This window comes from Stenotrophomonas muris, from assembly GCF_052751275.1.
Genome location: NZ_CP199879.1, coordinates 1,435,408 through 1,450,747, shown reverse-complemented (window position 1 = coordinate 1,450,747; position 15,340 = coordinate 1,435,408). Strand labels below are relative to the sequence as shown.

At 66.7% G+C, this 15,340-nt stretch carries 20 protein-coding genes; 6 read left to right on the top strand and 14 right to left on the bottom strand.

The features are described from left to right. Positions 1-23 precede the first annotated feature (23 nt). Both ACUVWL_RS06555 and ACUVWL_RS06550 read right to left on the bottom strand, forming a co-directional pair. The gene (locus tag ACUVWL_RS06555) at positions 24-545 is read right to left on the bottom strand and encodes a ferritin-like domain-containing protein (protein WP_053494316.1); all 522 of its coding nucleotides are present in this window, start codon (positions 543-545) and stop codon (positions 24-26) included. 159 nt (positions 546-704) lie between these two features. After that, positions 705-1,049 (bottom strand): hypothetical protein, encoded by a 345-nt coding sequence (locus ACUVWL_RS06550; protein WP_100450505.1) that lies wholly within the window; start codon positions 1,047-1,049, stop codon positions 705-707. A gap of 207 nt (positions 1,050-1,256) precedes the next feature. Here ACUVWL_RS06550 and ACUVWL_RS06545 point away from each other — a divergent pair, with 207 nt between their 5' ends. Further along, positions 1,257-1,649: a response regulator gene (locus ACUVWL_RS06545; protein WP_014647178.1), complete on the top strand. Its 393-nt coding sequence runs from the start codon at positions 1,257-1,259 to the stop codon at positions 1,647-1,649. A gap of 16 nt (positions 1,650-1,665) precedes the next feature. Here ACUVWL_RS06545 and ACUVWL_RS06540 read toward each other — a convergent pair whose 3' ends face one another. From ACUVWL_RS06540 to ACUVWL_RS06505, 8 genes are all read right to left on the bottom strand, one after another. Next, entirely contained in the window at positions 1,666-2,013 is a 348-nt protein-coding gene (locus ACUVWL_RS06540) for a BLUF domain-containing protein (RefSeq protein ID WP_050483464.1), read from the bottom strand. Positions 2,014-2,199: 186 nt separating this feature from the next. After that, positions 2,200-2,628, bottom strand: coding sequence for a BLUF domain-containing protein (locus ACUVWL_RS06535; protein ID WP_126412222.1), 429 nt, complete (start codon positions 2,626-2,628; stop codon positions 2,200-2,202). A gap of 83 nt (positions 2,629-2,711) precedes the next feature. Continuing rightward, entirely contained in the window at positions 2,712-3,437 is a 726-nt protein-coding gene (locus ACUVWL_RS06530; RefSeq protein ID WP_126412224.1) for a glycosyltransferase, read from the bottom strand. Beyond that, a complete protein-coding gene (locus tag ACUVWL_RS06525; RefSeq protein WP_046430711.1) occupies positions 3,434-4,021 on the bottom strand; it encodes an SAM-dependent methyltransferase in 588 nt (195 codons plus the stop codon). The genes ACUVWL_RS06530 and ACUVWL_RS06525 overlap by 4 nt, the downstream gene beginning before the upstream one ends. Beyond that, entirely contained in the window at positions 4,018-4,776 is a 759-nt protein-coding gene (locus ACUVWL_RS06520; RefSeq protein ID WP_014647183.1) for a PIG-L deacetylase family protein, read from the bottom strand. Before ACUVWL_RS06520 ends, ACUVWL_RS06525 begins: the two co-directional genes overlap by 4 nt. Beyond that, on the bottom strand, positions 4,764-5,705 hold the full coding sequence (locus ACUVWL_RS06515; protein ID WP_445978948.1) for an acyl-CoA dehydrogenase: 942 nt from the start codon (positions 5,703-5,705) through the stop codon (positions 4,764-4,766). The genes ACUVWL_RS06520 and ACUVWL_RS06515 overlap by 13 nt, the downstream gene beginning before the upstream one ends. A gap of 102 nt (positions 5,706-5,807) precedes the next feature. Continuing rightward, the gene (locus ACUVWL_RS06510) at positions 5,808-6,311 is read right to left on the bottom strand and encodes a hypothetical protein (protein WP_126412232.1); all 504 of its coding nucleotides are present in this window, start codon (positions 6,309-6,311) and stop codon (positions 5,808-5,810) included. A 10-nt stretch (positions 6,312-6,321) separates the two neighbouring features. After that, a complete protein-coding gene (locus tag ACUVWL_RS06505) occupies positions 6,322-7,485 on the bottom strand; it encodes a zinc-dependent alcohol dehydrogenase (protein ID WP_445979159.1) in 1,164 nt (387 codons plus the stop codon). Between the two features lie 148 nt (positions 7,486-7,633). Here ACUVWL_RS06505 and ACUVWL_RS06500 point away from each other — a divergent pair, with 148 nt between their 5' ends. The 3 genes from ACUVWL_RS06500 to ACUVWL_RS06490 all read left to right on the top strand — a co-directional run bounded on the left by ACUVWL_RS06500 (position 7,634) and on the right by ACUVWL_RS06490 (position 9,134). Continuing rightward, positions 7,634-7,822 (top strand): hypothetical protein, encoded by a 189-nt coding sequence (locus ACUVWL_RS06500; RefSeq protein ID WP_445978947.1) that lies wholly within the window; start codon positions 7,634-7,636, stop codon positions 7,820-7,822. A 100-nt stretch (positions 7,823-7,922) separates the two neighbouring features. Beyond that, positions 7,923-8,561, top strand: a complete 639-nt coding sequence (locus ACUVWL_RS06495; protein WP_014647188.1) for a DUF6766 family protein — start codon at positions 7,923-7,925, stop codon at positions 8,559-8,561. Positions 8,562-8,564: 3 nt separating this feature from the next. Beyond that, the gene (locus ACUVWL_RS06490) at positions 8,565-9,134 is read left to right on the top strand and encodes a cysteine hydrolase family protein (RefSeq protein ID WP_046430718.1); all 570 of its coding nucleotides are present in this window, start codon (positions 8,565-8,567) and stop codon (positions 9,132-9,134) included. Between the two features lie 7 nt (positions 9,135-9,141). On the opposite strand, the gene ACUVWL_RS06485 is transcribed toward ACUVWL_RS06490, so the two are convergent. From ACUVWL_RS06485 to ACUVWL_RS06470, 4 genes are all read right to left on the bottom strand, one after another. Then, entirely contained in the window at positions 9,142-9,375 is a 234-nt protein-coding gene (locus ACUVWL_RS06485) for a hypothetical protein (RefSeq protein WP_142234742.1), read from the bottom strand. A 122-nt stretch (positions 9,376-9,497) separates the two neighbouring features. Next, the gene (locus ACUVWL_RS06480; RefSeq protein ID WP_049439705.1) at positions 9,498-9,908 is read right to left on the bottom strand and encodes a Rap1a/Tai family immunity protein; all 411 of its coding nucleotides are present in this window, start codon (positions 9,906-9,908) and stop codon (positions 9,498-9,500) included. Between the two features lie 81 nt (positions 9,909-9,989). Then, the gene (locus tag ACUVWL_RS06475) at positions 9,990-10,610 is read right to left on the bottom strand and encodes a hypothetical protein (RefSeq protein ID WP_227863764.1); all 621 of its coding nucleotides are present in this window, start codon (positions 10,608-10,610) and stop codon (positions 9,990-9,992) included. A gap of 92 nt (positions 10,611-10,702) precedes the next feature. Beyond that, positions 10,703-11,686, bottom strand: coding sequence for a LacI family DNA-binding transcriptional regulator (locus ACUVWL_RS06470; protein ID WP_014647193.1), 984 nt, complete (start codon positions 11,684-11,686; stop codon positions 10,703-10,705). Between the two features lie 157 nt (positions 11,687-11,843). On the opposite strand from ACUVWL_RS06470, the gene ptsP reads away from it, so the two are divergent. Both ptsP and pfkB read left to right on the top strand, forming a co-directional pair. After that, on the top strand, positions 11,844-14,354 hold the full coding sequence (ptsP, locus tag ACUVWL_RS06465; RefSeq protein WP_262225117.1) for a phosphoenolpyruvate--protein phosphotransferase: 2,511 nt from the start codon (positions 11,844-11,846) through the stop codon (positions 14,352-14,354). Then, positions 14,351-15,307 carry a 1-phosphofructokinase gene (pfkB, locus tag ACUVWL_RS06460; protein ID WP_445978946.1) on the top strand — a complete coding sequence of 319 codons (957 nt, stop codon included), beginning with the start codon at positions 14,351-14,353 and terminating at the stop codon, positions 15,305-15,307. Before ptsP ends, pfkB begins: the two co-directional genes overlap by 4 nt. Positions 15,308-15,340: the final 33 nt, after the last annotated feature.

Sequence of the window (15,340 nt, the reverse complement as noted above, 5' to 3'; positions counted from 1 at the left end):
GTGTATGGCAGGCGGGATCGGGATCAACGCTTGGCTTGGGCGCCAGGCGTTTCGTCACGGTTGAGGAAGGCGCCGACCAGGCTGTCCTGGTGCTCTTCCAGCCAGCGCGCCATGGCGATCTCTTCCTGCAGGATCTGGCCGCACACGGCCGCGATATCCGGCGCGGCGGCCCGCTCGGCCGCGATCACCAGTGCCCGGTAGGTGGCGATCTCGGTGTTCTCGAAGCCAAAGGAGATGCCGATGCTCTTGACGACCTCGTCCTCCATCAGGGTGTTGCCGGCGGCGTGGATCGCTGCGGTCATGCTCGCGAACAGCCCCTTGGCGGTGGGCACGCTTCCGCCGAGCGCTTCAATGCACTCGCGCAGGGAGGCGGCCTGCTGCTGCGTCTCCAGCACGTGCTGGCCGATGCGTGCGGCAAGATGGGGATAGTTCTGGATGCGCGAAGCCATGGCCTTCATCATGGTCTCCGCCTCCTGCTCCATGGCGTAGGCATCCTGCAGCCATTTCAGCAGGCGCTCGCTGCGGACGGTGTTCGGGTCTGCCATCACGGTCTCCGGTAGTGGGGCGACATGCCTCCGGAGACCATGGTGGCGAGGCAGCAATCACTGCCCCGTCGGCCGGCGTGAGCCGGCGGGCGTGCGCGCTGCACCTGGCGCTGATGCGGCCATAACATCCGCTGTTGCGTGGCAACGCCTGCCGCGAACTCAGGCGGGCATCGCGCCGGACACTACAGCGCTGCCGGCGTCGCGACGGGGGCTTGCTGCGGGTGCGCGCGCGCCTGCGGACGCCTTCAACGCCTGGATCACCCGGTGCTGCGCACGGTGCGCGCCCCCTTCCACGCCCACGACGTAGACAAAGCGGCCATCGAACTTGGCCTGGGCACCCTCCAGCACGTCATCCTCCTGCAGGGCGCGCTTGAGCGACTTCATCCATGCCCGTTCGGGGGTGCGATCCAGCTCCACGACGATCGCAGCGCCGCCGCAATCCAGGGACATGCACTCCACGCGCAATGCGCAGGGGGCGGTGGGGTCGGTGGCGGATCGAGGCATGGTCATGGCTCCAGTGCTGGGGGACGGCGGCAGTATCCATGGCCGCCGCCAACGCGCCGTCAAAAAAGGCGCACCGCCTTCCACGCCGCATCGACGGCATGGAGCACCTGCGCGGGGCGGCTTCGCGCTGGGCTGACACGGCCCACGCGCGCCGTTGATGCAATACAGCACACACTGCAGTTCCCAAGGCAACACAGGCATGCGCGCATGCAATCGGAAATGGACCAGCGCAGGTGCAACCTGCTGCTGGTTGAAGACCAGCTCGACCTGGCTGCACTGATGGAACAGGCGCTGGAAGACGGCGGCGGCCGGGTGACCCACGCCTACAGCGTGTTCGATGCGCTGGGGCTGCTGGATACGCAACGTTTCGATGGCGCGGTTCTGGATGTGGAGCTCCGCGATGGCGTGGTGTTCCCCGTGGCCGATCGACTGGCGGAACTCGGCATTCCCTACCTGTTCGTCTCTGCGGTCTATGACCAGCTGGTGCCGCTGCGCCACCGCCGCGCAACCTTCGTGGCCAAGCCGTTCCACATCGACCAGTTGCAGGAAGCCGTCCAGCAGGTCGTGGGAGACGCATGCGCGCCCCCTGCCACGCATTGAGCGGCAGACGCCGGGATTACGCCAGGTGTGGGGCTACCACCTGCCCCAGCTGGCGCAGCGCACCACCGCGGGAGAGCCCGCTCCAGTTGCCACGAGCGACGCTGCGGATGTCGGCAGGGTCGGTCCAGAGCAGCCGCATCGACCAATAGGGAAAGAACCGGCCGGACACCCTGCCCCGGCCCAGCTCAAGCAGTTCGCAATGGCTGCGGGCACCGAGGATACGGCTGTACACCACGTTGATGCTGTCTTCCGGCCCCTCGATGTACTGGAGGAAGCGGTGCCCATCGTAAAGAAGCACACCCGTCACGCCTGCTTCGAAGTTGAAGCGGGCAGCGGCCCTGGCGAGGTCGTCCACAGGGTCCATGGAAAGCCCCGGTATCGCCTCACTTGCGTAAGCGATTGCGCGGAGGGGCACGTTGATTCCTTCTGACGCAGGAAGTGTCCTGCCCTTCCATGATGCTGCCCTTGCCGTAGAGCCAAATGAGGCGGTTCACAACCTGCCTCGCTCCATCCTCTCCCCTGCGGCACACTGCAGTAACAGGTTTCCGGCTCAGGCGGCCTTTGCGTAGGGCTCGACAATCAGCAGCAGCTTGTCCATCGCCGTGGCATCGGCCTGTCCGGTCGCTGCCCGCTGGATGAAGCTGGTCCAGTCGGCACAGGCGATCTCGCGCAGCTCATCTGCAGTGACGGACAGGCAACGCATGGGCCAGAACGGCAGCCGCCGCTGGCCGACACGCCCCCGCGCAAGTTCGATCAGGTGGATGTGACTGCTGGCGCCGGCGACACGGGAGAAGGCCACATCCAGTCCATCGGCAGGGCCCTCCATGTACTGCAGGAAGCGTTCGCCGTCGAACAGCAGCACCCCGGTCACCCCTGCGCCCCGATTGAAGCGCGCGGCATCGTCCATCAGCGCTTTCAGACGTTCCGGCGAGAATCCACTGACGGCCTCGCTGACGTAGGCGATGGCTCGATTCGGCATGGTGCCACTCCTGCTCTTCCAGCGCTTCACTCTAGGACGGGCATCGTGGCGAAACCGTAAACGCCAGCCGGGAAAACATCACATCATGCCCAATTCAGCGTGGTTTCCGAGGCGCTTCCAGGTACCGCCATCCGCCGATCTGCCGCCGTGGCGGGGCGCGCACCCTCCATTCCGGCCAGGTAGGCCGAGAACCCTCCGGTCGCGCGTCCCACCAGGCGGGCACTGGTCATGACGATGGGAGCGCCGGCCCACCTTACGTCAGCGCCGAGGCGTTGCAGCCTCCTCACCAGTGCAACATCCTCTCCACAGCGCAGGGGAGCAAATCCCCCTGCCGCCAGATAGGCCTGGGCGGAGACGCCGAAATTGGCACCGTGGATGCGCCCATGATCGTCGCCCCACTGCTGCCGTTTCTGGAACGCGCGTCGCAGGCGCTTCTCCGTCCTGGAGGTGGTTGCTATGTCCACCAGTCCGCAGAAGGCGTCGCACCGGCCCTCAAGCTGGGCAACCAGCCATTCGGGAGGTACCTCGCTGTCGGCATCGGTGCTCGCCAGCCATCTCGCACCGCGTCCGAGCAGCTCAGCGGCGGCCGCTGCCCTGGCAACGCCGACGCAGCGTGCTTCCAGGCGCACCGTATCGACCCGCTGCTGCTGGCAGATGGACGCGGTGGCATCCGAGCAGCTGTCCAGTGCAACCACCACCTGCACTGCTTCGCCGTGCAGCTCGGGATGCAGGGCTGCCCTTCGGATCGATTGCAGGCAGCGCTCCACGCTGGCTGCCTCGTCATGGGCCGGAACCAGGATGCCGATCATCGCAGGCCCTCGTTGCGGGCCAGCGATAGTGCGCTGCGCGTCCAGCCCTGCAGCACGAAGTCCGCATCACGATAGTGGAAGGCTTCGTGCAGGCCTTGGCCAAGGCACCGATGCACGACGTCGGTGCGACTTGCGCGCCCATGGAACGAAGGCAACCAATGGCAGGCGACCAGCAGTCCGTCGTCGCGAAGGGCCGAATCGATGCCGGCGCGCAGCTCGTGCAGCGCTGCTGCACCCAGGTAGTAGCCCATTTCCCCGCAGACGATCAGGTCGAAGCGGCCCGGCGGCCATTGCTCGGGATGGCTGGCGCAATGGACCTGCACATGCGGCAGGTGGGCCAGATTGCGGCGGGCCCGGAACGCTGCGCGTGGGCTGATGTCGGTGGCCAGCAGGCGCTCGCAGCGGGCGGCCAAGGCCTCGGTCAGCACGCCGTTGGAGCATCCCAGCTCCCAGCCCCGAGTGAACTGGCGCTGGCTCAGGCTGGCCAGCAGCAGCGCACGCTTGCGTTCTTCATACCATCGGCTGCGATAGCCGAAGGGATCCTCCTGCTCATGCAGTTCATCGAAGTACGGTTGCGCGCTCATGCCAGGAATACCTCGTAGTTCCGGAAGAATCGGGTCAGTACATGTGCGGGCAGCACCGGCGGGCTGTTCAGTTCCGGCACCTCGCCGGTCTGGGTCCGGAAGTGCGCGATGGCGTTTCGTTTTGCGGCAGCCACTGCTGAAATGTCGATCAGCCTGGGAACCTCCCACGCCATATGTGCGCAGGCGGGGTCAAGCCAGTGCCAGCCCCACACCGGGTACTCCAGGCGTCGGCAGCCCACTGCCCGCACCGCCCTGCAGGCAGCACGCCCTGCGGCTTCATGATCGGGATGCCCATCAAAGCGCCAGGGTGCCAGGACCAGGTCGCTCGGCTGGAGGTGCTGCTGCAGCCAGTCTTCCAGGCCCTGTTCGTGCGCACTGACCGCGCCGTCGGCGATGCCGAGATGAAACGCGGATCCAGGCCGGATACCGAGTTCGCCCAGCGCTGCGGCAAGCTCGGCGCGTCGCGCCGAGCGCAGGCGTTCTGGCGTCCACCAGTGCTCGTCCGGATAGCACGCTTCGCCATCGGTCACGGCGACGACGCGTACCTCCATGCCCTGCTCCGCAGCGTGACGGAGCAGTCCACCACAGCCGAGGATCTCGTCGTCTGGATGGGGTGCGACCACCACGACGCGATCATGGCCGGCGCAGAGGGCATTGGCCGATGTTGCCGGCCGCTGCCACAGCCAATCGCAGCGCAGCCATGCCTGCTCCTGCGTTCCTTCCCCCTGCAGGGGTGTCCTGGCTACAGCGCCCATGTCGCCTCCTGGCTCGCCCGCTGGCCGCCCAGCCATTCCCAATCGCGATCTGCGTGGTTCTGCCGAAGGAACACGGTCAGGTCCGCGCAGCGACGGGCGTGGGCATCCTCCAGGCACATCGGCGCCGGGCCCAATGCGCGCCCCGCCAGATCCAGGACACGCGTCGCCGCGCGCTCGACCACGCAGCGCAGGCGCACGACCTCTTCGCGATGCGCCGATTCCGGCGCGGCGTCGATGCGTGCCGCCACTTCGCGAAGCAGCGCCGCCGCCGGGCCCAAGGCGAGGTCCACTTCACCCAGTAATCGCGCGCGATTCCCCTCGCTGCAGGCTGGCCGCATGCGCTCGGCCAAGGCGGCCGCCGCGCCGAACCAGACTGCCGCGATGCCCGCACCGCCGTGCCAGAAGCCCGGTCGCTGCAGGTACTCATCGCGCGTTCCCAGAAGCGCCATCGGCGCGCCGTCGAATCGCACCGTGGTGGACGGAACGCCGGCCATGCCAACGGCCGGCCAGGGCTCATCTGCAAGCGTGCGCCAGTGTTTCGCCGCGACCTGGCACAGCCACACGCCCTGCGCGTTGCGGACGGTTACCAATGCCGCATCCACCCACGCGCTGCCGGAACACCAGGGCTTGTCACCATGGAGCTGGCCGTGGGCATCGAAGCGGAGTGTGTTGGCTGGACCTTCCGCGGCCCAGACCGCCAGTAGCTGGCCTTCAGCCAGGGCGGGCGCGTTCAGTTCGGCGATGATCGCCTGGGCGTCGTAGTGCGCCTCAAGCACTTTGGCCAGGCACAGGTCTTCCGCCCCCCATGCCGCCAGCGCCTGCCACCGCCGCAGCGTGCGGCCGCTTCCGGGCAATGGCAGGTCGGGCCGCTGGACCACTACCTCGCGAGCGCGGCCCTCCAGCGGGGATGGCGACGTCACATGCTGCATGAAGGAGCCTGAAATGGAGAGACATGTCGAACGTAGGCGGCAAGCGGTCACATCACTGTCTGGGAGGCGTAGCCGGCGCATGAATTCTCTGCGCGATCATCCTCACGCGCTCGCTTGCCGGCGCTGCCGCCGTGCGCGCAGGCACTGCCGCAGCTCCCACAACCATGGCAGCACGACCACGCCCAGCGCCGGCAGCAGGACCAGCCACCAGACGCCCGGTGCTGCAGGCTTCACGTCGAGCGACCACCGGGGGTGGACCTGCCAGCCCACCCAGCCCAGCAGGACCCACGGCGCGGCATCGAGCACGCTGTGCACATGCTGCTCTGCCGGGCTGATGCGTCGTCTGCCGTCCGCGCTGACGGTGTCGAAGTAGCCGGCGATTGCGTGCGCGAGGACCAGAAGTGCCAGAAACGTGACGAGCGACAGCGTGTTTTCCAGCAGGAGCCATGCGAGCACTCCGCTGCCGATCAGCAGCAACTGCACCCCATGCAACAGGCTTTCGCGCATCGCGGAGGTGTGTGGAAGGTCGGTCCGCCGGTGAAAATGGAAGTCCAGCCAGCCGGCAGCCAGCCACAGTGCGTAGACACCGGCGGCAATCGCGCTCATGGCAGCATGCTCAGGGTGTCAGCACGATCTTGCGGCAGTCGTCATCCTTGGCATCGAATATCGCGTAGCCCTGCGCAGCGTCGGCCAGGCGCATCCGGTGCGAGATGATGTCACCCGGATCCAGCTTTCCTTCCATGATTGCGTCGAGCAGTTCCGGCATCAGCCCCTGCACATGGGTCTGGCCCATCTTGAATGTCAGTCCTTTGTCGAACGCATCACCCAGCAGAAAACCATGGATGAAGCCGGCATAGACGCCTGGAATGCTGACCACGCCGCCACGGCGCGTTGCCGCGATGCATTGCCGTATCGCCACGCCACTGCTGCCTTCCAGCTTTACAGCGGTCAACGCTGACTCCAACGCACTGCCCTCGGCCTCGAAGCCTACGGCCTCGATGCAGGCGTCTACGCCCCGCCCACTGGTCTGGGTAAGGATGTAATCGGCCGGGTCTTCTATCTCCTTGAAGTCGATGGGGGTCACGCCGTAAGCACGGCGTGCATAGTCCAGGCGGTAACGGAGGTGGTCGACCATGAAGATGGTCTCTGCTCCCAGCAGTCGGCAACAGGCCGCGCTCATCAGCCCAACCGGACCGGCGCCGAAGATGGCCACCGTCGAGCCGGGCTTCACACCCGCGTTCAGCGCGGCCTGATAGCCGGTCGGGAGAATGTCAGACAGGAACAGCACCTGCTCATCGGCCACGCCTTCCGGAATGCGCAACGGGCCCACGTTGGCCTTCGGCACGCGTACGAATTCGGCTTGGCCACCGGCTACGCCGCCATACAGATGGCTGTATCCGAACAAAGCAGCTGGAGGCAGCAGCCCTTTCTGGTTGAGCGCCGCGCCCTTGCCAGGATTGGTGGTCTCGCATGCGGCATATTCGGCCAGCCTGCAGTGGAAACACTCGCCACAGGCGATCACGAAGGGAATCACCACGCGATCGCCCGGCTTCACCTGGGTCACGCCGCTGCCGACCTCTTCCACCACGCCCATGAATTCGTGGCCCAGTACATCGCCATCGTGCAGATCAGGAATCTTGCCGCGGTAGAGGTGCAGGTCTGAACCGCAGATGGCGGTGGCGGTCACCCGCAGTATCAGATCGTCATCCGCCGCCAGTACCGGGTCGGGCACAGTCTCGACGCGCACATCCCCGCGGCCGTGATAGGTCAATGCCTGCATCGTGCTGCTCCAGGAGCTCGGGCCTTCAGCATCGCAAGGCCGCCATCCGGCTGCAGTGACATCCCGGTGTGCGCGGCGTTCATTCTGCAGCGTCGTGGCGTTAACCCGGCGCGGCGCAGGCTTCACTCTCTCGCCGCAGGAGCTGCCCATGAACGACAAACTGCCCTTCAATCCAACGACGGATGCGGACGATCAGTCAAAGGCGCACACGCCGGACAAACGACGCAATGATCGAGCCAGATGGAAGGAGCACGACATGCCCGACGACGGCGATGGCCCCAAGGCGGTACCGGAGGACTACGAGCGCCCTGATCCCGATCCGACGGGGAAGCGTTGAGTCCGCCTCACATTCCGGATGCGCAGCAATCACGAGGCATGGCTCTTTGTCGGCGCAAGCTTCATGGACGGTCTTTGGAGCAGCCTCAACGAGGTCTTGCATGTGGAAACGCAACGGTCTCTCGCTGGTGCTGCTTGCGCTCACGTTGGTGTTCATTGTGGGGCAGGCAGTTGCGGGGCATCACGTGCACAACCAGGAACTGGTCGAGCACGGACGCATGCCGATCGATTTCTCGCACTACCTGGCTACCGGGCACTTCGTCAGCGCTACGTTCGAGAACTGGGAGAGCGAATTCCTGCAGATGGGGATGTACGTTCTGCTGACGGTCAGCCTGCGCCAGCGCGGTTCGGCCGAATCGCGGCCGCTGGACCCCGCGCAGGAACAGAATCGCATCGAACCCGGCCGCACGCCCTGGCCGGTCAGGCGCGGTGGCCTGTGGAAGGTTCTTTACGGTCATTCGCTGGCGATTGCGTTCGGGCTGTTGTTCCTGTTCAGCTTTACGCTGCATGCATTGGGAAGCTGGCGCGCCGAGGAGGCCGAACAGCAGTTGAAGGGATTGCCGCCGCCAGGCTTTGTGGAGCACCTCGCCAGCAGCACATTCTGGTTCGAATCCATGCAGAACTGGCAAAGCGAGTTCCTGGCCGTGCTGTCTCTGGTGGTGCTGACGATCTTCCTGCGCCAGAAAGATTCGCCGCAGTCCAAGCCGGTCGAGGCGCCGCATACCCAGACAGGAGATTGAACCATGGCAGATGATCCGTCGACGGCCTTGCTGATCATCGACATGTTCAGCCGTTTCGATTTCCCGGGCGCGCAGGAGCTGGCGCCCGCGGCAGAGCGGGCGGCCCGGCAGATCCGGCGCCTGAGGGATCACTTCGACGAACGCGGGTGGCCGGTCATCTACGCCAATGACAATTTCTCGGATTGGAAGCGCGATTTCCGCCAGCAGGTGGAACAGTGCCGGCGCGACGGCGGTCCGGCGGGACGAATTGCCAGCCTTCTCTCGCCCTTGCCCGGTCATTACTTCGTGCTCAAGCCCAAGCACTCGGCGTTCCTGGCCAGTCCCTTGCCGATTCTGCTGGCCAAACTGGGCGTGCGCCGCCTGTGCCTGAGTGGCATGACGGGCGATTCGTGCGTTCTGGCCACCGCGCTGGATGCCAACGCCAGAGAGTTCGACGTCGTGCTGGCATCGGAGGTCGTGGCGGGGCTGCCATCCCGGAAGCGGCGCGCACTGGCGCTGCTGGCTGATTCGGGTGCAGCCCGGATCGCGCGGCTTTCTTCGCTTGTCTCTGGGCAGGAAGCAGGAGGGCGCTGAAGGCAGCTCAGGCCCGGTCGGATATACCCTGTACGCCGGCATGACCGGCGCAATGTGCACAGCAGAAGATCTGGCCATTTCCTTCAACGCCATGCCCAATGACGGCGCATTTGCAGTGTGCGCAGCGGGGTGCGAATGCGTGGATCGCGCACTCGAACGAATCGAACGTGCCGCTGCGCCCGCCCTGCTGCAGGGTAAAGCTCTTGTCGTAGTTGTTGCCGCAGACATCACAGGTAGCCATGGGGCACCTCGTGCTGTGGAAGGAACATGCAGTGTGGCGAGCGCGAATGTCGGTGGCCGTGAATGCACCGTGTCGCGAGGGTGTAGGACGTCCGCATCGTCGCCAAGCGGGCGCGGCGTGCTTCATTGGTCATTGCCGGGCTCGGCACTGTTGCCACGTGGTGTGCCGCGACCACAGGGAAACGCCGTGCGCAGCCCTTCGACAACCAGTGGCGACGCATCCTGCTGCAATCGCTCGCGGGGCAGTTGCCGGAGATGGGAAGACACATGGTCGACCAGTTCATGCGGAAGGATCTGGCGCTGCCCGCACCACTGTCCGCGGCTGGCATCGGCGACGCCCAGGATATAGCCGCTGGCGCGAGCGCTGGACAGGCTCCGGCACTGTTCGCCGTCGCAGAACCCGTCATCGCCTTTCCCCTGCAGGAGGGTAATGAGTTCCGTGCCGCTGACAAGCCAGGTCCGTACCGGCTGCATTGTTCCGGCCAAAGCGGACCCAGCCAGCGCGCAGAGGCCAAGTGCGAGGAGCCGACGCATGACGCGGCGCGCCTGGGGTTGGTGATGTCTCTTCATGTTGAGGCCCTGGCTGTTGCTTTCATGGACGCCACGCGGCAGAGGTCAAAGCCGATCAAGCTGGTTGCGCGGACGAAACTCCGGGTCGTCCTCGGCTTCCAGCATGGCCTCCACCAATGTTTCGAAGGGCTCGGTGGCGGCATCCAGGTCTGCGGATGACAGGAATCCGGATTCCCCGGGGCCGGCCAGCCCAATCGCAGCAACCGTCTCCTGCTCACCTTCCTCGGCCCAGAGATAGTCGTGGATCAGTGCCACGCCTTCGTCGCCCCCCTTCAGGAAGTCGGCGGCGCCTCGTGCCACGGCAAGAAACGCGATGAGATCGTAAAGGCTCTCCGAATACGTCAGCGATCCCGCGACAAAGTGCGTAGCAGTGCGGTCATAGGCGGCAATCTGGATATTCCCGGCCTGTGCAGAGGCAAGGAAAGCCTTCAATGCGGCGCGATTGTCGGGGTAGCGGGCCAACAGCGCCTGGCAATCCGCGAGCAGGTGGTCCAACGCCTCGTCGCTGCACGAGGCAAGGTATTGACCGTTTTCCATGCGCCACTGCCCGGAGATGCCTCGCCAGTCGGACCAACGGGATGATGAAGGCACGGGCGCTGCCAGCCATCTGGAAAGATCGTGGTGGGAAATCTTCAGGCGGAGCAGTGCTGAATAGGGCTCTGACAAGGCGATCCTCCACTGTGTCTGCGTACAGTTGGCTTGTAGCAGACAACGCATGACCCGCCAACATCTGGCGGCTGCCGCAGGCCGGTGCCGGACTATCGCCCAGCCGTCGACCCTCTCACCACGCACCTTCCCGTCATCACCAGCCTGCGCACGGGCAGCTCCGGCATGCGCAGGCGTTCCAGCAACAGCGACATCGCAGCGCGCCCCATGTCTTCAACCGGCTGCTCGACCACGGTAATGCCAGGTTCGACCAGCTCGGTCCAGCGCTCGTTGTCGAACCCTGCCAGCGCCAGCTCTCCTGGAATGGCGAGACCGGCGCTACGTGCCGCCTTCAATGCACCCATGAGCAGCAGGCTGTTGCTGGTGACCAGCGCGTCGGGACGCGAAGGGCCGGCCAGCCATTGGTCGACCGTTGCGATGGCGGCCTCGGCCGTTGGCTCGACTTCACGGTAATCCGGCTCCAATCCGTGCGTGCGCATCGCAGCAAGATAGCCGTCGCGGCGCTCGGCCGCCGTGGTGCTGGTGCTGCCGAACAGGCCGCCGATGCGGCGATAGCCACGCTCGACGAGATGCTCGACCAGGGCGCCCATCGCCGCGGGATTGTCCAGCACCACGCTGTCGATCGACCCGCTGGCCGCGGCGCGGTCCACCAGTACCGTCGGGAAGTCCAGCGTGAGCCGTTCCAGCCGCCCCACCGTGGTCCGTGTGGGCGCAAAGATCAGTCCACTGATGCGCTCCTCGTGCATCAACTGCAGGTACAGCGCCTCGCGCTCGGGGTCTTCGTCGGTGTTGCAGAGCGTGACGCGCAGGCCTTCGCGATAGGCGACCTCCTCCACCGCACGGATAAGCGCAGTGAAGAACGGGTTGCGGATATCCGCAACGATCAACCCGATGATGCCGGTGTGCCGGGAGCGCAGCCGCCTTGCCTGCAGGTTCGGCCGATAGCCGGTCTGGCGGATCGCCACCTCGACCCGGCCGCGAACCTCTTCGCTGACCGGGCCGCCCCCGAGCACCCGCGACACGGTGGACTTGGATACCCCCGCTACACGCGCGACGTCATTGATGCTGATACTCATTGGAAACGTTCCCGGAAAAGTGCGCCTGCCATGGCCCGGCGGCTGTTCAGGACAATGCTAACGCCAAAGAGCTATTGGCATTTTGTGCAGTGCACATTGAAATAGGCGGTGGGAACGTTCCCAATATGCCCAGCCATCCTTTTGCCGGAGCCGCCCTTTGTCGCCCCAGACCTTCCCCTCCCCCGTCAGCCGGGAACTGATCCGCCTGGACGCGCGGGCGCAGGACAAGACCGATGCGATCGCCCAGGTCGCGCAGATGCTGGTCGCGGCCGGCTGCGTGGCGCCGGGGTACGAGGCCAGCATGGGACGGCGCGAAGCGCTGGCCAACACCTTCCTTGGCCATGGCGTGGCAATCCCGCACGGGCTTGGCGAGGACCGCCATCTGGTGCGCCGCGATGGCATTGCCGTGCTGCAGTTGCCGGAAGGCGTGGAATGGAATCCGGGGCAGGTCACCCGCCTGGTGGTTGGCATCGCTGCCCAGTCCGATACCCACATTACCCTGCTGCGCCGCCTGACCCGGCTGATCCAGGATGAGGCAACGCTGCAGCGCCTGTTTGCGACCACCGATGCGGGTGAGATCGTCAACGCGCTGACCGGCGACATTGCGATCACGACCGCCCAGGTACCGGCCACCGATCTGGCCGAGCGCTTTGACTGGACCATTGCCTACCCCAGCGGCCTGCACGCGCGCCCGGCCACGCGCTGGGCAGAGACGGCGCGCCGCTTTGCGGCCCGCGCCCAGGTGCGTGCCGGCGACCAGGCAGCGGACGCCAAGAGTCTGGTCGCGCTGCTGCAACTTGGCCTGCGTCATGGCGATGCCGTCAGCGTGTCTGCCGAGGGGGCGGATGCCCCTGCCCTGCTGACCGCGCTGCGCAGGGTCATGGAGGACCTGGTGGCACAGGAAAAGGCCGACGCCGAACGCGCAGCACAACGCAAGGCCACGCCGGTGGCAGGCTGGAATCCGCCCGAGGCACAGGCTGCCATCGTCGGCATCGGTGCCAGCCCTGGGCTGGCAATCGGCCCGGTGCATGTATTGGCCAGCACGCAGGCCGAGGTCGCCGATCGCCCGGCCCCGCTCGGCGAAGGCGGGGCGCGTCTGCAGGACGCGCTCGCACGTACCCGCCAGCAGTTGGCCGCGCTGCAGGATGACACCCAGCGCCGGCTTGGCGCCTCGGACGCCGCCATCTTCAAGGCCCATGCCGCGCTGTTGGACGACACCGACCTGATTACCCGTACCTGCCAGCTGATGGTCGAAGGCCATGGCGTCGCATGGTCCTGGCACCAGGCCATCGAACACATCGCCTCGGGCCTGGCCGCGCTGGGCAACCCGGTGCTGGCCGGGCGCGCCGCCGACCTGCGTGATGTTGGCCGCCGAGTGCTGGCGCAGCTTGATCCGTCGGCCGCCGGTGGCGGCCTGGCCGACCTGCCCGCGCACCCGTGCATCCTGATCGCGGCGGACCTGTCGCCGTCCGACACGGCCAACCTCGACACTACCCGCGTGATTGGCCTGGCCACCGCGCAGGGCGGGCCGACCTCGCACACCGCCATCCTCTCGCGCACCCTCGGCCTGCCGGCGCTGGTCGCCGGGGGGGGCGAACTGCTCGCGATCAGCGCCGGTCGCGAGGCGATCATCGACGGCAGCAGCGGGCGGCTCTACCTGTCTCCGTCCGAGGCCGACCTCGCCTCGGCGCGCGCGTGGATCGCCGAACAGCAGCAGATCCGCGAGCGTGAAGCGGCGCAACGCGCGCAGCCGGCACAGACGCCGGACGGCCACCGCATCGACATCGGCGCCAACGTCAACCTGCCCGAGCAGGTGCCGCTGGCACTGGAGCAAGGCGCGGAAGGCGTCGGCCTGATGCGCACCGAATTCCTGTTCCTTGAACGTGGCAGTACGCCCAGCGAGGATGAGCAGTACACCACGTATGTGGCGATGGCCAAGGCACTCGGCGGCCGCCCACTGATCGTGCGTGCGCTCGATATCGGTGGCGACAAGCAGGTGGCGCACCTGGAGCTGCCGCATGAGGAAAACCCGTTCCTGGGCGTGCGCGGCGCGCGCCTGTTGCTGCGCCGGCCGGACCTGCTGGAACCGCAGCTGCGTGCGCTGTACCGCGCGGCGAAAGACGGCGCGCGCCTGTCCATCATGTTCCCGATGATCACCTCGGTGAGCGAGCTGGTCGCACTGCGCGCCATCTGCGAGCGCCAGCGCGCAGCACTGCAGGCGCCCGGGGTACCGATCGGCATCATGATCGAAGTGCCGGCCGCTGCGGCGCAGAGCGATGTGCTGGCCCGCCACGCCGACTTCTTCTCGATCGGTACCAACGACCTGACCCAGTACGTGCTGGCGATCGACCGCCAGAATCCGGAGCTGGCCGCCGAGGCCGACAGCCTGCATCCGGCCGTGCTGCGCGCGATCCGCGCCACGGTGGAAGGCGCACGACTGCATGGGCGCTGGGTGGGCGTCTGTGGCGGGCTGGCCGGCGATCCGTTCGGCGCACTGCTGTTGGCCGGCCTGGGCGTGGACGAACTGTCGATGACCCCGAACGACATCCCGGCCGTGAAAGCACGCCTGCGTGGCAGCGCGCTGGCCGATCTGCGAACGCTGGCTGCGACGGCGCTGGACTGCGAAACCGCTGAGCAGGTGCGTGCCCTCGATGGAGTGCGCGCATGAGCGCCCGCGCCGTCACCATTACCCTGAACCCGGCAATCGACCAGACCGTGCGGCTGGCGCACCTGCAACCGGGTCACGTGCATCGCGCCCGCAGTTCCCGCGACGACGCCGGCGGCAAAGGCATCAACGTGGCCGCTTGCCTGGCAGACTGGGGCGTGCCGACCACTGCGCTGGGCGTGCTCGGCGATGGCAACGACGGCGTGTTCAGCGCACTGTTTTCCGATCGGGGCATCGCAGACGCGTGTCTGCGCATTCCGGGCCGTACCCGCACCAACATCAAGCTGGTGGAAGATGCCAACGGCGAGACCACCGACATCAACCTGCCCGGCCTGTCACTGTGCGACGCCGATCTGGACGCGGTATCGCGCCGACTCGACGCACTGCTCCAGCCGCAGCTGCCGGTGGTGCTGTCCGGCAGCCTTCCGTCCGGGCTGCAAGCCGATGCATGGGCCCGACTGCAGGCGCAGGTGCGCGCCGCCGGCGCGCGCGTACTGCTGGATACCAGTGGCGACGCGCTTGCCGCCGCGTTGAGTGGTGCACAGGGTGCACTGCCCTACGCGGTCAAGCCCAACCGCCATGAACTGGAGGCCTGGGCCGGCACGCCGCTGCTGGATCGCAGCGCCCTGCGCGCCGCGGGCCGGGCCCTGGTCGAACGCGGAGTTGCACTCGTAGCGATCTCGATGGGCGCCGACGGCGCGCTGTTCATTGATCGCAGCGGCGCCCTGGTTGCACGGCCGGCGCGACTGGCGCAGGGCAGTACGGTCGGTGCCGGCGACGCCATGGTCGCCGGCATCGCCGCCGCCTTGTTGGAGCCCTCCCCCGATCTGGCCGATTGTGCGCGACTGGCCACGGCGTTCTCGATGAGCCGGCTGGAGAGTGGCGACGCGCGACGGCTGGACCCGGCGCAGGTGCGCGCGTGGGCCGGCGATGTACTGATCGAGCGGTTGGATTGAAACCCCTGCAGAGGGAGCTGCGGCTGGCCTTGG

What these genes read in the sequence shown, in the direction of transcription:
- ACUVWL_RS06555 (WP_053494316.1), bottom strand. Translation starts at nt 545, where the DNA reads ATGGCAGACCCGAACACCGTCCGCAGCGAGCGCCTGCTGAAATGGCTG.
- ACUVWL_RS06550 (WP_100450505.1), bottom strand. Translation starts at nt 1,049, where the DNA reads ATGCCTCGATCCGCCACCGACCCCACCGCCCCCTGCGCATTGCGCGTG.
- ACUVWL_RS06545 (WP_014647178.1), top strand. Translation starts at nt 1,257, where the DNA reads ATGCAATCGGAAATGGACCAGCGCAGGTGCAACCTGCTGCTGGTTGAA.
- ACUVWL_RS06540 (WP_050483464.1), bottom strand. Translation starts at nt 2,013, where the DNA reads ATGGACCCTGTGGACGACCTCGCCAGGGCCGCTGCCCGCTTCAACTTC.
- ACUVWL_RS06535 (WP_126412222.1), bottom strand. Translation starts at nt 2,628, where the DNA reads ATGCCGAATCGAGCCATCGCCTACGTCAGCGAGGCCGTCAGTGGATTC.
- ACUVWL_RS06530 (WP_126412224.1), bottom strand. Translation starts at nt 3,437, where the DNA reads ATGATCGGCATCCTGGTTCCGGCCCATGACGAGGCAGCCAGCGTGGAG.
- ACUVWL_RS06525 (WP_046430711.1), bottom strand. Translation starts at nt 4,021, where the DNA reads ATGAGCGCGCAACCGTACTTCGATGAACTGCATGAGCAGGAGGATCCC.
- ACUVWL_RS06520 (WP_014647183.1), bottom strand. Translation starts at nt 4,776, where the DNA reads ATGGGCGCTGTAGCCAGGACACCCCTGCAGGGGGAAGGAACGCAGGAG.
- ACUVWL_RS06515 (WP_445978948.1), bottom strand. Translation starts at nt 5,705, where the DNA reads ATGCAGCATGTGACGTCGCCATCCCCGCTGGAGGGCCGCGCTCGCGAG.
- ACUVWL_RS06510 (WP_126412232.1), bottom strand. Translation starts at nt 6,311, where the DNA reads ATGAGCGCGATTGCCGCCGGTGTCTACGCACTGTGGCTGGCTGCCGGC.
- ACUVWL_RS06505 (WP_445979159.1), bottom strand. Translation starts at nt 7,485, where the DNA reads ATGCAGGCATTGACCTATCACGGCCGCGGGGATGTGCGCGTCGAGACT.
- ACUVWL_RS06500 (WP_445978947.1), top strand. Translation starts at nt 7,634, where the DNA reads ATGAACGACAAACTGCCCTTCAATCCAACGACGGATGCGGACGATCAG.
- ACUVWL_RS06495 (WP_014647188.1), top strand. Translation starts at nt 7,923, where the DNA reads ATGTGGAAACGCAACGGTCTCTCGCTGGTGCTGCTTGCGCTCACGTTG.
- ACUVWL_RS06490 (WP_046430718.1), top strand. Translation starts at nt 8,565, where the DNA reads ATGGCAGATGATCCGTCGACGGCCTTGCTGATCATCGACATGTTCAGC.
- ACUVWL_RS06485 (WP_142234742.1), bottom strand. Translation starts at nt 9,375, where the DNA reads ATGGCTACCTGTGATGTCTGCGGCAACAACTACGACAAGAGCTTTACC.
- ACUVWL_RS06480 (WP_049439705.1), bottom strand. Translation starts at nt 9,908, where the DNA reads ATGCGTCGGCTCCTCGCACTTGGCCTCTGCGCGCTGGCTGGGTCCGCT.
- ACUVWL_RS06470 (WP_014647193.1), bottom strand. Translation starts at nt 11,686, where the DNA reads ATGAGTATCAGCATCAATGACGTCGCGCGTGTAGCGGGGGTATCCAAG.
- pfkB (WP_445978946.1), top strand. Translation starts at nt 14,351, where the DNA reads ATGAGCGCCCGCGCCGTCACCATTACCCTGAACCCGGCAATCGACCAG.